The sequence below is a fragment of the Ruegeria sp. AH12 genome, assembly GCF_056541465.1.
Genome location: NZ_JBQFYL010000009.1, coordinates 1 through 13,960, shown reverse-complemented (window position 1 = coordinate 13,960; position 13,960 = coordinate 1). Strand labels below are relative to the sequence as shown.

The 13,960-nt window shown below is 57.3% G+C and carries 12 protein-coding genes; 1 reads left to right on the top strand and 11 read right to left on the bottom strand.

The features are described from left to right. Nucleotides 1-55 precede the first annotated feature (55 nt). The 11 genes from ACR0EL_RS13835 to ACR0EL_RS13785 all read right to left on the bottom strand — a co-directional run bounded on the left by ACR0EL_RS13835 (nucleotide 56) and on the right by ACR0EL_RS13785 (nucleotide 12,614). Entirely contained in the window at nucleotides 56-1,558 is a 1,503-nt protein-coding gene (locus ACR0EL_RS13835) for an aldehyde dehydrogenase (NADP(+)) (protein WP_480500508.1), read from the bottom strand. A gap of 1 nt (nucleotide 1,559) precedes the next feature. Then, nucleotides 1,560-2,468 (bottom strand): dihydrodipicolinate synthase family protein, encoded by a 909-nt coding sequence (locus ACR0EL_RS13830; protein ID WP_480500506.1) that lies wholly within the window; start codon nucleotides 2,466-2,468, stop codon nucleotides 1,560-1,562. A 3-nt stretch (nucleotides 2,469-2,471) separates the two neighbouring features. Beyond that, complete coding sequence (locus tag ACR0EL_RS13825) at nucleotides 2,472-3,647, bottom strand: L-rhamnonate dehydratase (protein WP_170537300.1); 1,176 nt, start codon at nucleotides 3,645-3,647, stop codon at nucleotides 2,472-2,474. 10 nt (nucleotides 3,648-3,657) lie between these two features. Then, a complete protein-coding gene (locus tag ACR0EL_RS13820; RefSeq protein ID WP_480500504.1) occupies nucleotides 3,658-4,662 on the bottom strand; it encodes a 4-hydroxythreonine-4-phosphate dehydrogenase PdxA in 1,005 nt (334 codons plus the stop codon). Further along, entirely contained in the window at nucleotides 4,659-5,621 is a 963-nt protein-coding gene (locus ACR0EL_RS13815) for a YncE family protein (protein ID WP_480500503.1), read from the bottom strand. The genes ACR0EL_RS13820 and ACR0EL_RS13815 overlap by 4 nt, the downstream gene beginning before the upstream one ends. A gap of 134 nt (nucleotides 5,622-5,755) precedes the next feature. After that, nucleotides 5,756-6,907: a substrate-binding domain-containing protein gene (locus ACR0EL_RS13810; protein WP_480500502.1), complete on the bottom strand. Its 1,152-nt coding sequence runs from the start codon at nucleotides 6,905-6,907 to the stop codon at nucleotides 5,756-5,758. Nucleotides 6,908-6,990: 83 nt separating this feature from the next. Next, nucleotides 6,991-8,118 (bottom strand): ABC transporter permease, encoded by a 1,128-nt coding sequence (locus ACR0EL_RS13805; RefSeq protein ID WP_480500501.1) that lies wholly within the window; start codon nucleotides 8,116-8,118, stop codon nucleotides 6,991-6,993. Between the two features lie 11 nt (nucleotides 8,119-8,129). Then, the gene (locus tag ACR0EL_RS13800; protein WP_480500499.1) at nucleotides 8,130-8,891 is read right to left on the bottom strand and encodes an ATP-binding cassette domain-containing protein; all 762 of its coding nucleotides are present in this window, start codon (nucleotides 8,889-8,891) and stop codon (nucleotides 8,130-8,132) included. A 119-nt stretch (nucleotides 8,892-9,010) separates the two neighbouring features. Next, nucleotides 9,011-10,057 carry a substrate-binding domain-containing protein gene (locus ACR0EL_RS13795; RefSeq protein WP_480500498.1) on the bottom strand — a complete coding sequence of 349 codons (1,047 nt, stop codon included), beginning with the start codon at nucleotides 10,055-10,057 and terminating at the stop codon, nucleotides 9,011-9,013. Between the two features lie 20 nt (nucleotides 10,058-10,077). Next, nucleotides 10,078-11,097, bottom strand: a complete 1,020-nt coding sequence (locus tag ACR0EL_RS13790; RefSeq protein WP_480500497.1) for an ABC transporter permease — start codon at nucleotides 11,095-11,097, stop codon at nucleotides 10,078-10,080. Nucleotides 11,098-11,108: 11 nt separating this feature from the next. After that, a complete protein-coding gene (locus tag ACR0EL_RS13785; protein WP_480500496.1) occupies nucleotides 11,109-12,614 on the bottom strand; it encodes a sugar ABC transporter ATP-binding protein in 1,506 nt (501 codons plus the stop codon). A 127-nt stretch (nucleotides 12,615-12,741) separates the two neighbouring features. On the opposite strand from ACR0EL_RS13785, the gene ACR0EL_RS13780 reads away from it, so the two are divergent. Then, entirely contained in the window at nucleotides 12,742-13,791 is a 1,050-nt protein-coding gene (locus ACR0EL_RS13780; protein ID WP_480500495.1) for a LacI family DNA-binding transcriptional regulator, read from the top strand. Nucleotides 13,792-13,960: the final 169 nt, after the last annotated feature.

The window sequence follows — 13,960 nt, the reverse complement described above, 5'->3', positions numbered from 1 at the left end:
CACCGCCTTTGGGCAGAAGTTAGACCACCTTGTTCCCGGTCACAATCTCAGAACGTCAGCCCAGCAATTCGCTGGGCAAAAGCGTATCAGGCATGTTCTGATAGCTTACGGGCCGCAGCCAGCGTACGATCCCCAAGGTGCCCACCGATGTGGCGCGCACATCCGTGCTTGCCGGATAAGGCCCGCCATGCATCATCGAAGAACACACCTCGACCCCCGTCGGGAAGCCATTGGCCAGCAAACGGCCTGCCTTTTCTTCCAGCGCCGGCATCAGGCTGCCGGCGAAGTCTGCGTCTGCGTCGTCCAGATGCAAAGTCAAGGTCAGCTGACCCTCAAGGCATTCGGCAACCGCCTGCATCTCGTCAAGGTCGTCACAGCGGACGAGTATACCCGCAGACCCAAAGACTTCGTGTTGCAGCTTTGGGTTTGCCATCCATTCCTTGGCAGTGACTTTGAACAGCGCCGGAACAGCCGCGCGTTTGCCGGTTGCCGCCCCGCAGGACGTAACCTCGACCATCAGGTCGCGGAACTCCCGAACGCCTTGTTCGAAAGCCTCATGGATACCATCGGTCAGCATCTTCTGTTCAGCCGTATCATTCAGCGCGGCCGCACAAGCCGATTCCAGCGTGTCAGACTCAGATCCGGCGAGCATGATGGCGACGCCGGGATTGGTACAGAATTGACCCGCGCCCATTGTCAGAGACGCGGCCCACCCTGCCCCGACTTCGGCAGCGCGGGCAGCCATCGCGGCAGGCAGGCAGAACATTGGATTGACCGAGCCCAGCTCACCATAGAATGGTATGGGCTGCGGACGCGCATGGCACAGATCATAGAGAGCACGCCCCCCGGCCAGCGATCCGGTGAAGCCAACCGCCCGAATCTCAGGGTGCTGAACAAGCGCAGATCCGACCTCACGGCCCGAACCTTGTACCATCTGGAACGTGCCCGAGGGCATGCCGCAAATCTCAATCGCTTTTGCGATGGCTTGCGCCACAAGCTCGGCGGTGCCCGCATGCGCGCTGTGCCCCTTGACGATTACGGGACAACCTGCGGCCAAAGCCGAGGCTGTATCCCCGCCCGCCGTAGAAAAGGCGAGCGGGAAGTTCGACGCACCAAAGACGGCAACAGGGCCGATAGCTTTGTGCGTCAGGCGCAGATCAGGACGGGGGAGTGGCGTCCTGTCAGGAAGTGCGCCGTCTTTGCGAATATCGAGATATTCTGTCTCTTCAATCAGGTCAGCGAACATGCGCAGCTGGCCGGTGGTCCGGCCGCGCTCGCCCACTAGACGCGCCTCGGGCAGGCCGGTTTCGGCCATGCCTGTCTGGGTGATTTCATCCCCCAACACATCCATTTGATCCGCAATCGTGCGCAGAAACGCGGCACGCTCGGCCCGCGATTTGCCAGAGTAGGCGCGAAAGTCCCGGCGTGCGGCCTTGCAGGCTTCATCCACCTGCGACGCCGTCGCCTGCGCAAAGCTTTGTCCGTCCAGATCGTCCGACGCGCGTGAATTGTCTGATCCGACCCATTTGCCGTCGATCAGGTTTTGTCCAAGGATCATTCTATTTTCCCCATTTCAGGACCATTGGGTCCAGCGGTTTCAAAAGGTCTATCAAACGGTCGCGAATGGCCGGTTGCAGCGGATCAATCGGGTGGCGGCAGAATTCAGATCGGATCACGCCGCCTTCGACCATTGCGGCTTTGCACGATTGCCAGCCGCATTGGCGGTTCTCATGGTTGATCACCATCGCGACACGCCCATAGGCCGCCGTCGCCTCATCAATGCGACCCGCATGGTGATGCGTAATCACTGGCTTGATCTGATCCACGATCATGCCCGATGTCATCGACCCCGTGGCCCCGGCATCCAGATCAGCCAACAGAGTGATGCCTTCCTCACCATCAAAGGGTGCTTGGATGGCATCACCGCCTTCTGCGATTAGCGCGCGCAACTTGTTTGCGGCGCGCGGGCATTCGATTTTGAACAGTTTCACCATGTCGATCTCTTGCGCCATGCGCACCAGCAGTGGCACCGGCAGATCGACGCCCGACAACGGCGCGTCCTGCACCATGATCGGAATGCCAACCTCGCCAACGGCGGCAAACTGTTCGAATGTCTGCTGAGCGTTCCCTTTCAGAAGCGCCCCATGGTAGGGCGGCATCATCATCACAATGTCTGCGCCCAGATCCTTGGCGAATTTCGCCCGCTCTGCAGCAATCTGTGTGGCGAAATGGCTGATCGTCACGATCATCGGCACACGACCGGCGACATGCTCAAGACTCAGCCGTGTCAGGATCTCGCGTTCCTCATCCGAGATCAGGAACTGTTCCGAGAAATTGGCCAGAACGCAAATCCCGTCCGCGCCCTGATCGATCAGACAATCCAGAACCCGCTTCATCCCTTCCAGATCAAGTGTTCCGTCATCATTGAACGGCGTCGGCGCAACCGGCCAGATACCAGTATAGGTCATGAGTTACTCCGTAATCTCGAAGTGTTTAAGGTGCTTATCAGTGATCTCGATGCCCAGACCCGGCTTGCTATCATCCAGATCAATGAACCCGTCGACTGCATCGGGATCACCTTCGAATATGTAATAAAACAGCTCATTTCCGACCTCGACATCGAAGACGGGGAAGTACTCGCTGATCATGCAGTTGGCATTAGCCATCGTGAGATGGTAGTTATGCATCTGCCCTGCATGCGGGATGACTGGCACCTGGAATGCCTCTGCAATGGCGTTGATTTTTTGTGCCGCCGTGATGCCGCCGACTCGGTTAGTGTCATATTGCAGGACGCTGACCGCTTTGCTGGCGATCAGATCTTTGCATCCAATAACCGAGAATTCATGCTCACCGCCTGAGATCGGCACGATGTTCATTGCGTTGAGCTCCTGATACCCGGCAACGTCATCACCGATCACAGGTTCTTCCAGCCAGCGAGGCTCATATTTTGCCAGTTTCGGCAGCATGCGCTTGGTGTAGTCCACGTTCCAGCCCTGATAGCATTCCAGCATCAGATCAGCGTCATAACCAACCACTTCACGCACCGCCTCGACGCGTTTAAGGTTTTCGCGCATGCCCGGCATCCCGTCTTTGGGCCCCCAGCCAAAGCGCATTTTATACGCGGTGTAGCCGTGCTTCTTAGCCTCTTCCGCCTCTGCCTGCATACTCTCGATCGAACCGGAATATAGTTTCGAGTAGTAGACGGGGATCTTTTCCTTTGTGCGCCCCCCAAGCAGCTTGAAAACCGGTTTGCCCGCCAACTTGCCCATCAGATCCCAGATCGCCAGATCAACAGCCGAGATCGCGGTCATCCCGATCCCTTTTCGACCCCAGGCATGGCTGCGGCGATACATTTTTTCCCAGAGATAGGCATAATCAAACGGATCTTCGCCGATCACCATGGGCGCAAACCAATCGTCGATGGCTTTCTTAACTACGGTCGGCGCGAGCGCAGCGTTACCAATACCCACTGTCCCATCTTCTGTCTCGATCTCGCAGGTCAGCCATTGATGGAAGCGAAACGATGACATTGCATCGCCCTTGTCCCAAAGCACGTCAGACGCATTTGTGCAGAAATTGCCCGTTGGCGGCACGGTAGGCCCGGTCCAGTTCCAGACGCGCGTGCGTACGGATTTGATCTTGGTCATTTTTGTCTCCTCAGTCCGCGCTGCGTTCGGCGCGATGCGTTTTCGCCATGCGCACCAGCAGATCAAACGCCTGCCGTGTTGCGCCCGGGTTGGCCTTGTTCTGTCCGGCAATATCAAAGGCCGTGCCATGCGCAGGAGTCGCCACCGGAATGGGCAAGCCGCCTGCAACGGTCACGCCGCGTTCAAACCCCATCAGTTTGATCGCGATCTGGCCCTGGTCGTGATACATGGTCACAACCGCATCGACCTCGCCCCGCTGCGCCTTTAGAAACACCGTGTCCGAGGGCCATGGGCCGGTCACATTCATCTGTTTTTGCTGCGCCTTACGCACGGCGGGTTCGAGAATGTCGATCTCTTCCCGGCCAAACTTGCCGTTATCCCCAGCATGCGGGTTAAGCGCCGCCACCGCGATGTTCGGGCGTGAGTTGCCAGCCTTGCGCAGCGTGTCATCGGCCAGATTGACCGCCTGCAAGATCCCCGCTTCAGTGATATTGGCCGCCACGTCCTTGAGCCCGATATGCGAGGTCACGCGGGTCGTCATCAGCTCATCCAGAACATTAAGCTCCGAGTGATAGCCGGTGTGCCCCATATACCGCGCCATGTAGCGGTGCTCGTCCTCGGCATTCAGCCCGGCGGCGGTCATCGCGGCTTTGTTGAACGGGCCGAACAGGATACCATCGACCTGCCCCGCCATCGCCAGATCCATCGCCTTGTCGAGGCAGCGGAGCGATGTTGCACCGCCCTCGACGGTGACCTCGGCGATCTTCACGTCCTCGGGCGCGATGGTGTCGAGCTCAAGATGCGACAGGCCCGGTTGATTTGCCACGGCATCCACCGTGTTGAGTGGCACGTCCAGATCAGCTTGTTCTGCGCCGCGTGCCCACAGGTGACTGTCGCCAACAAGCACGATATCCGCAGCCTCCTTCACACCATCCTGATTGAGCAGTTTGGCGATCAATTCCGGTCCGATCCCCGAAGGGTCGCCGGGCACAATAGCGATACGAGGCTTGGTCATGCCGCGCTCTCCCAGTGTTTGGAAAATCCGTCGGGCAGGATGACCATCACGTCCGGTTCCTTGCCCGTATCAAAGGTCTGCACCACCTCGAACGTGTCGAGGTTGAACCGCTGCACCTGCTCGCAATCGATTGCGATATAAGCAAAGGCGGCCTCATCATCGATACACAGCGCCAGCGGGTTTGCGGGTGTTTTCTGTTCGTGCAGCATCTCTCCGGTGGCTTCATCAAAGACCGAGAACGACCCTCCGAAGTGGTTCATTGTTACCAGACGGTTGCGTTTCTTGTCGTAGTAGATGCGACAAGGATCATCCGGTGTCGGAAAGCTGCGTTCGATTTCCAACGTATCTGTGTTGATCACTGCCACCGTGTTGGAAATGCGTTGCGATGTGTAAAGCGTATGCGCCTCTTCACGCAGGCAACGGCCTTCGGGCTTCTGACCGGTCTTGATCGAGATCGGCGCGACCGACGCATCATAGGGATTGAACACGGTCACATCCCCCGAAACCAGGTTCATTGAATAGGCCGTATGCCCATCCTTGGTCAGGGCAAACAGATGGCATTTGGTGCCGCCGGTGGGAGTGACGTGATCCCAGCCCTGATCGAAGGCGCGCGGGTTTTCTTTGACCAGCAGATGTCCGGTCCATTCCGAAAGCACATAAAGCCTTCCCTGACCGTCAAGACCGATCCCATGCGGGCGGGCGTGCTCACCCAGATCATAGGTGTGAACGATTTCCTGCTTGCGGATATCAATCACGATGACCGAGCGGCCATCGGTGCCGTCGATGCCTGAATTCTGCACTCCGTAATGTCCAACATAGGCATAGTGAAAGTCATCATCGACCACGAATTCATGGGGGAAATGCGGCAGATCCAAACGGCCCTGACGGGCCCCTGTTTCAATATTGTACCAGCTTACGCAATGGCTGCATTTTTCGATCAGCATCATGGATTGCGCCATCTTGGATCCCTTTCCACATCATCTTTCTTCAATATATGTGACCGGTCACATCGTTATTAACCGCTCAAACAAACGTCAATCCCCAATTCGGTTTGAACCGGGTGAGTATGGGCGGGATTCCCCGCCCAGCCCGTTTAACGCTCCAACGCGCCAACGCCCGAGAACCGGAACGCTTCCTGTTCCAGCGCATCCAGTTCTTCGGGGCTCATTTGGTCGTGCGCGACTGTGATCCGACCAAGGAAGACAAAGGGCAGTTCGTCCTGGCGGCCTTCCAAATGCGCCTTGATCGCCTCGGCCGTTGCGGCGCCCACGTCGTCACCCATGCGCATGGGGGTTGCATCCAGCTCACCCCGCCGGATCGCGTCCAGCTCCAGGCCCGTGCCGCCCCAACCGGTCGAGAACACATCCTTTTCCTTGCCAACAGCAACCTGTGCTTCGACCGACCCCATCGCCATCGCGGTGTTGGCGTTGTGGATGATCGTGGCTTCGGGATAGGCCTGCAGGATTAGACTGGTACCTTCGAAGCCGCCTTCACGCTGGTACTCACCGTAGTGCTCGTAAACGGTGGTCCAGTTGCCTTTCTCTTCGACACAGGCCTTGAAATCACCCGAACGCTGGTCGTCGGTGATGCCAGGAATGCCACGATTCATCGCCATCGTGACATCCGAACCAAGCCGTTCCAACATATAGTCGCACATGGTCAGCGCACCGGCGGCTGAGCTGAAATCGAACCACGCATCCGGCTGATTTGTCAGCTCTTTTGGCGGCGTGTGGAAGGCCCAGACGAAGGTCGCAAACCCATCATTTCCGGCCATCTTGTCGATATTGTCGGCCTGAATGGCCAGTTCCGATGGGCCGAAGATCACGAAGTCATACAGGTCCGCATCCTGAACCACCTGATTGGCATAGGTCGATTGCAGGCTATGTTCGATCTGACGGCTGGCGAATTCGGTTGTTTCGTATTTAATTCCCAACTCGTCCAGACGTTTGGTCATCGCCAGATAGTTGCGCGCCCAGAAGTCCGACGTATCCGCCGACGGATAGATCAGCGCGATCTGAAGCGGGCCGTCTTGTGCGCCTGCGTACGGTACCGCAGCGGCCCCGGTCATAGCTTGCAGTGCCTCAAGCTTACCATCTGCATTGACCTCGCCGGGGACCCAGTAATCCCGGTCTTCAATACCCGGCAGTTCCTTCAGCGGTAGCTTTCCGTGCCCATCAGCAAAGGCTGCGGCGGCACACAGGCAGAATGCGCTTGTCGTCAGTAGAGCTTTGTTCAATTGTTTCACGGTAAGTCCTCCCTTTCGCGAACATTGTGGGGCCTTGCAGGTGCGCCGGGACTCCTACCTCCTGGTGCACCATCTTTATTGCCTTAGCCGCTTGGCGCAGGCTCGGTTGCCAGTCCGGCCCCAAGGGCTAGCAACAGGATGAGTGCTCCGATCAGCGCGGCAGAGAAACAGATCAGTTTCTGCGCCTCTTTGGTGCGCAACCCGGCCAGCAGGCTGCGGGCACCATCGCGGTCTTTCTTCTGCATCCAGGTGTACAGCGCGACTGAACTGACAATCACCACGCCCGAGGCGACGGATTGCCAGAAGAATTCGATCCGCAGCGTGACCAACGCGTTGATCATCATCGACAGAAGCAGAACACCGGCCAGCGAGCCCAGCATTGAGGCACGACCGCCAAACAGCGAGGTGCCGCCCACCACAACCGCAGCAATGACGTGCAGGTTGAAATACGGGGCCGAGGTCGCCTGAATAGCATTCAGCTTTCCGGTCAGCATGACACCGGCCATCGCCGCAGCGGCACCCATCAGCACATATGCATAGATCTTGTGCCGATCGACAGCCACGCCGGTCATTTCACTGGCTTCGGGGTTCGAGCCAATAGCAATCGTGTAGCGCCCGAAATAGGTGCGGGTCAGCACGACATAGCCAATTGCCATTGTGATCAAGCCCAGCACCACTGGCACGGGAATAAAACCTGGAATCTGGCCACGTCCGATTTCAGTGATCAATTCGGGGAACCGCGCCAGAACCAGACCTTTTGCAATCACCAATGCTAGGCCGCGATAGACGAGGTCCATGGCCAGCGTGCCGATCAGATCCGGGACCTTGAACCGGGTGATCACCAGCCCGTTGATCAGGCCCATGATCGCACCCAGCAGGATAGCCAAAGGCACCGCGACCCAGGCCGGAAAACCGTATTGCTTGACCAGAAACGCCATCAGGATCGCAGACAGAGCCGCAATTGACCCGATGGACAGATCGATGCCGCGCTGCGTGATGACGAAAGTCATCGCCATCGCCATCGGCATATAAAGCGCGGCATCCAGCAGGATCAGGTTCAGGTTGGTAAGGCGGAAGTAACGCGCTGGTTCGGCAATACCCATGAAGATAAGGATGGCAAGAATCATGACCATCGGCCCGATAAAGGCTAGATAAGGCTCCAACCGGTCCATGATGGTTCTTTGTTCAGTGTTTGTCGTCGCCGCGGACATATCGTTCTCCTTCACGCAGCTACGTCCTGGGCGCCGACAATCAGGCCCAGAACGTCTTGAACGGAACTCTCCGCAGTTTTGACAACGCCAACAGCGCGGCCTCGGCGTTGCACATGCACGCGGTCGGCCACTTCGAACACGTCATCCAGCGAGTGCGAAATAAGGATCACAGCAAGGCCCTGTTCACGCAGCGCCTTGATCAGTTTCAGAGTTCTTGCGGTTTCCTGCGGACCCAAAGCGGCGGTAGGTTCGTCCATAACAAGCAAGCGCAGGTCTTCGTGATAGACCGCGCGCGAGATAGCGACCGCCTGACGTTGACCCCCTGACAGGCTTTCCGTCATCACATCCATCGACCGCAGCCGCACGCCCAAACGTTCTTCCAGAACCCGGGCGGCCTCGGTCTTCATCCGCTTGTTGTCGAGAAACGGAATGCCGAACACCTTCTTGGTCAGTTCGTTGCCCAGAAACATATTGGCAGCAGGGGAAAGATGATCGGCCAGCGCGAGGGTTTGGTAAACCGCATCAATCCCGTTTGCGATTGCGTCAGAATGGCTGGCCATCTCCAACGGTTTTCCATCCATCAGGATGTGGCCTTCGGTGGGCTGATACACTCCGGTCAGGATCTTGATCAGGGTGGATTTACCCGCCCCGTTGTCCCCGACGATGGCGAGAACTTCGCCCGCATAGGCCGTCAGATCGACATCTTGCAGCGCGGTCACCCCGCCGAAGCGTTTGGTTATTCCTAGCATTTGAACCAATGGCTGTTCGCTCATGGTTTCCTCCTCTGCGCAAAGCTCCGCCATGGCAGTCGAAAGACCGCTGATTTGGCTCTGCGCTGTGTCATCTTTTCGAGCGGGGCCCTTGCCAACTCAGGCAAGGACCACCGGATCGGTTACTTGCCCCAGATCTTTGCGTAGGCTTCGCGATAGGGGCTGTCCGGGTCGAACTGATTGCTATCGCCCAGCTTGGCCAGACCTTCCTCGGTCACCAATGCGGGCGACGTGATATAGCCCGAGCACGCCTCGCCCTGAATGGCGCGGTTCAGTTCATCGACCAACTGCCAGCCTTGCAAGTTAAGAGGCTCGGCCACAGTGATTGTCTGGTAGTTGCCACTGCGGATGCGCTGGAACGCAGCCTCAGACCCGTCCCCTGCTGACCCTGCCTGAGGCCCGTCGTCGGATGAGATACCCGCCGCCGCCAATGCCGGCCCCATGAAGTCGAAATACAGATCGTTGATCGCAAGCGCGTGGGTCCACTGGTCGCCATATTTCTGCAACAGGCTCGTGGTTAGTGGTCCCATCCGGGCCGAGGTGTCGGCGATGGGCGTATCGACATATTCCAGCACCGTACCGCCCGCAGCTTCGATGGTTTCTTTGATGCGGTCGGCCTTATCGATGGCGATCTGATAGGTCGAATCGGTGAAGATGATTGCGCCGACCCCGTCGCCGCCATCTTCCATAGCCCACTCTGCGGCCACCTCGGACACCGTCATGGCATCGGTCGAGACATTGGCGAAGATTCCGCCGGGCGCGTCACATCCGATCTTGGGGCCGGAATGCCATGCCACCATCGGAATGCCCGCGCTTACCACGCCTTCCAGCGCGGCCTGCTGCTCGATGGCGTCAAAGCCGTTGATGATGATCCCGTCGGGTTGCAGCGCCAGTGCCTGGCCGATGGCTCCGGTCCGACCCTGGATGGATCCGGCACCGTCCAACACGCGCACCTCCCAACCGATTGCGCCAACCGCTTCCTCGACGCCATTAGTGACCCCGAGAATACCCCCATTTTTCAGATCCCCTGCGACGACAACAATGGATTTGCCTTCTGCAGCAGTCGGTCCGCTTGTAGGTCCGTCAAACGCCGTCTCGGCGGTCACTGGAAACCCCAAACCTGTTAGCAGAGCGGCAGCGGATACCGCCATGAAAGTCCGTTTCAGCATAATCTCCTCCCTTATGCTGTTTACTTTTTGGCGCCTTTGCGACGCTGAGCGTAACCGGCGATACCGATTGCGATCAGCAGCGTGACACCGTTGAACATCGGCTCGACCCAGAAGGATCCACCGAATTGCTGAATGCCCGAGATACCAACAGCCAGGATCGCGACACCCACGACTGTTCCCCAAACATTCACGCGTCCCGGCTTGATGGTTGTGGACCCAAGAAAGGCCCCAACCAAAGCAGGTAACAGGAATTCAAGACCGACCGAGGCTTGCCCGATCCGCAATTTTGACGCCAGCAACACGCCCGCAAAGGCGGTGATCAGGCCCGATGACATGAACGCACCAATGACGAATTTCCTGGTTGGAATACCGTTCAGCTGCGCAGCACGCTGATTGGCGCCAATCGCGTAGAGGTACCGGCCAATCGGCGTATATTCGAGGATCAGCCACATCGCGACTGTGATCCCCAGCACGTAGAAGCCGGTGATTGGCAGGCCAAATACAAAGGTGCCGTTGATGGCATAGAATCTGTCCGGCAGCGCGCCAACCATCTGACGCCCGCCCGTGTGCCACAGCGCCAGCGCATACAGAACCGTACCCGTGCCCAAGGTTGCGATAAAGCTGTCGATCTTAGCGACCTCGACCAGCAGACCGTTCAGGAAACCGGTCAGCAGACCCAGCAACAGAACAATCGCCACCGCAATCGGCCATGGGATGCCGTACAAGGTCTGCAGAGAGATCGCCAGGATGTGCCAGAGTACGATGCCGTATCCCACGGTTAGATCGATGCGACCTGCCGCCATCGGGATCATCGCCCCCAAGGACAGAAGCGCAATGATCGCCTTGTCCGAGATAATTGCCCGCAGGTTCAGAAGCGTCGGGAAGGTGTTTGGCAGAAGGATCGAAAACAGGATGATCAGAAAACCAGTCAGCAGAACCAGCCCGTAAACCGGCAAGAACCTGAGAATTCGAGTTTTTAACGAGGCATCTTTCAACTCGGCCTTGGTCGGTTCCAGCGCATTGGATTCAAGCGATTGCATAGTCGTATTCCTTAACTCGCCACGGCGTTCGACGCCGAGGCAGCCTGTATCAGGTTTTCAGTGGTCAGTTCGGTACCGGTCAATTCGCGCACGATCTGACCCTGGCTGAAGACGATGGCGCGGTGGCAGATGGCAGCAACTTCTTCGAAGTCGGTTGAAACGACGATGATGCCGACGCCCTCCTCCATCGCGCGGTTCAACAGCGCGTAGATTTCTGCTTTTGCCCCTACATCGACGCCCGCGGTCGGGTCTTCGCAGATCAACAGCTTGCGTTTGGTTTCCAACCAGCGCCCGATGACAACCTTTTGTTGGTTCCCGCCCGACAGGCTCTCAATCGTCATGCTCTGATCATTAGGAGACAAGGCCACGTCGGCACCGATACGCGCGGCGCTCTCTGTCTCGGCCCGGTGGCCCATGAACGATAACAAGGACCGCCCGATGGCCGCCGGATTCAGGAACGTATTCTCGCGGATGGTCAGCGACATGGCGACCGATTCTTCGGTTCTGTCCCGCGCCACCAAGCCGATCCCAGACGCCATCGCGGTCTGCGGAGAGCTCAGGTCAGGCGTTTCACCATGCAGGGTAATCTGGCCACTAAACCCTTCCGACCCGAACAGCGCACGAGATACGTTCTCGTGCCCTGCACCGCGAAGACCCACAAGACCAACGATCTCGTTGGTCCGCAGTTGAAAGCTGACATTATGAGCCGCTTCCATGTTCAACCCGGACACCTCAAGCAGCGTATCGCCCGGTGGGGTATCCGGCTTCATCACCTGCCGAGTCTTGCGACCGACGATCATATAAACCAGCTCTTCAGGCGTGGTGTGGTCGATGCTGCGAAGGCCAACCATCTCACCGTCTCGTAGAACCGCAACACGGTCGGCGATCTGAAAAATCTCGTCCAGCCGGTGCGACACGTAGATCATGCCAACGCCCTGTTCCTTCAAAGGGCGCAACGCTTCGAACAGCCGTTCGACCTCATCCGCTGGCAGGGATGCAGTTGGTTCATCCAGCACCAGATAGTCGCAATCCACGGCCAAAGCGCGGGCAATCGCTACCAGAGATTTTTCGGTCCGCGACAAATCCTGTACCCGCGTGGTCGGGTCGAATTCGCACCCCACCTTGTCCAACGCGTCCTGCGCAAAGCTGTCCACGGATTTCCAATTGATCAAACCGCTTTTTCGGGAATAGCCGAGAGCCAGCGCAATGTTCTCGGCCACGGTCATCCATTCGATCATGCCCAGATCCTGGTGGATAAAGGCAACAGATTGACGTTCACCAAATCCGCCCGGGCGATGCTCGTAGGGTTGGCCATTGATCAGAACTCGCCCTTCGTCAGCCTTGTGTATGCCGCCAAGGATTTTGATGAGGGTCGACTTGCCTGCACCGTTTTCGCCCAGCAGGGCAACAATCTCACCACGCTCAACGTTTAGCGAAACATCCCGCAGCGCATAGGTGCCGCCAAAATGCTTTTTTATCCCGTCGAAGAATAAATTGTTTTGCGCAGTGCCAGGCACAGCTGCCTCCTCCTAGATCTAGGAAACTCCGATGCTCCTCAACACCGTATTGAGTTACCCGTAACGTTACGCTAGCATTCGCCTAGGCAAGGCGGATGTCAACAAAAAAGAGTTACCCGTAACGTAAATGAGCAGCGACCCTGATAAAATAAGTAAAAACAATAAGGTGAGCCTCGCGGAAGTGGCGAAGGCCGCAGGCGTTTCCAAGATGACTGCAAGTCGAGTCTTGCGAGATGAAGGTGGCTTCTCAGAAAAAACGCGTGCCAAGGTCATGGCCGAAGTGGATCGTCTGGGATACCTACCGAATCGTTTGGCAACGGTTTTTGCCGGTGACAAAAAATCGACTTTTGTCGGCGTCAGCATCCCGGAACTTGGCAATGAAATCTTCGCTCAGGTTCTCGAGGGCATCGACCGCAAGCTTGGTGCGTTCGACCACCAGACAGTTCTGGGCCTGACAGAACACGAGATTGATCATGAAGAAAAATGGATAGAAACCGTCTTGTCCTGGCAGCCAGCTGGGCTGATCATAACAGGCCGTTCTCATAGCCAAAAAGCCATTCAGATGCTGCGCGGCGCTGGAATTCCCTTGGTAGAGATCTGGGACTTCAATTCCAGCCCTCTAGATATGTGCGTTGGGCTGAACCACTTTGACAGCGGCTATAGCATGGGCCGTTACCTTGCCGGAATGGAGTACCAAAAGTTCGGTTACGTCGGCACGTCTCATGATGTCGCAAACGCGGCGACCGCAAGGCTTCATGGGTTCTCAAAAGCAATTGAGGACGCAAATGGGCGACTTGAAAAACAGCTACTTCTAAAGGACACCCCAAGTTTCTACACGGGGTTTTACGGCACCGAACAATTGCTGGCAGCCCATCGCGATGTCGAAGTCATTTATTATCAGAACGACAATATGGCGATCGGAGGCCTGCAGTACGCGCAGAAGATCGGCATGAGCGTTCCTGACGACATCGGCATCGCAGGATGGGGCGACCTGCCAATTGCAGCAATACAACCTTATCGGCTGACATCAATCGCGGTCCCTCACCTCAGAATTGGCCAGATCGCTGCGGAGATGGTGTTGGCACAGATCAATGGTGAACCGACAAAATCTACTAAGGACGTCGGATTTCGACTCATTCCTGGAAGTACGGTAAAAAAATCAAAGCAGAGCAAATAGTTAGGCCGGCATTGCCAGCTTGTTTACCCGCGGCTGATGGCAGCCTGGTCTGCATCTGTCAGGCTGTCATTTCGAGAGCGTTCAGCGATTGATCCAGTGGGTTGTTTGTAGAGATGCGGGCTGTTTGGGATTTTCTGGCGTTGGTTGCGGGAGTAGGATTTGAACCTAC

Bases quoted from the DNA above. Each gene is read 5' to 3' on its own strand.
- ACR0EL_RS13820 (WP_480500504.1), bottom strand. From the start codon at position 4,662: ATGACCAAGCCTCGTATCGCTATTGTGCCCGGCGACCCTTCGGGGATC.
- ACR0EL_RS13830 (WP_480500506.1), bottom strand. From the start codon at position 2,468: ATGACCTATACTGGTATCTGGCCGGTTGCGCCGACGCCGTTCAATGAT.
- ACR0EL_RS13805 (WP_480500501.1), bottom strand. From the start codon at position 8,118: ATGTCCGCGGCGACGACAAACACTGAACAAAGAACCATCATGGACCGG.
- ACR0EL_RS13795 (WP_480500498.1), bottom strand. From the start codon at position 10,057: ATGCTGAAACGGACTTTCATGGCGGTATCCGCTGCCGCTCTGCTAACA.
- ACR0EL_RS13790 (WP_480500497.1), bottom strand. From the start codon at position 11,097: ATGCAATCGCTTGAATCCAATGCGCTGGAACCGACCAAGGCCGAGTTG.
- ACR0EL_RS13825 (WP_170537300.1), bottom strand. From the start codon at position 3,647: ATGACCAAGATCAAATCCGTACGCACGCGCGTCTGGAACTGGACCGGG.
- ACR0EL_RS13780 (WP_480500495.1), top strand. From the start codon at position 12,742: ATGAGCAGCGACCCTGATAAAATAAGTAAAAACAATAAGGTGAGCCTC.
- ACR0EL_RS13815 (WP_480500503.1), bottom strand. From the start codon at position 5,621: ATGGCGCAATCCATGATGCTGATCGAAAAATGCAGCCATTGCGTAAGC.
- ACR0EL_RS13835 (WP_480500508.1), bottom strand. From the start codon at position 1,558: ATGATCCTTGGACAAAACCTGATCGACGGCAAATGGGTCGGATCAGAC.
- ACR0EL_RS13800 (WP_480500499.1), bottom strand. From the start codon at position 8,891: ATGAGCGAACAGCCATTGGTTCAAATGCTAGGAATAACCAAACGCTTC.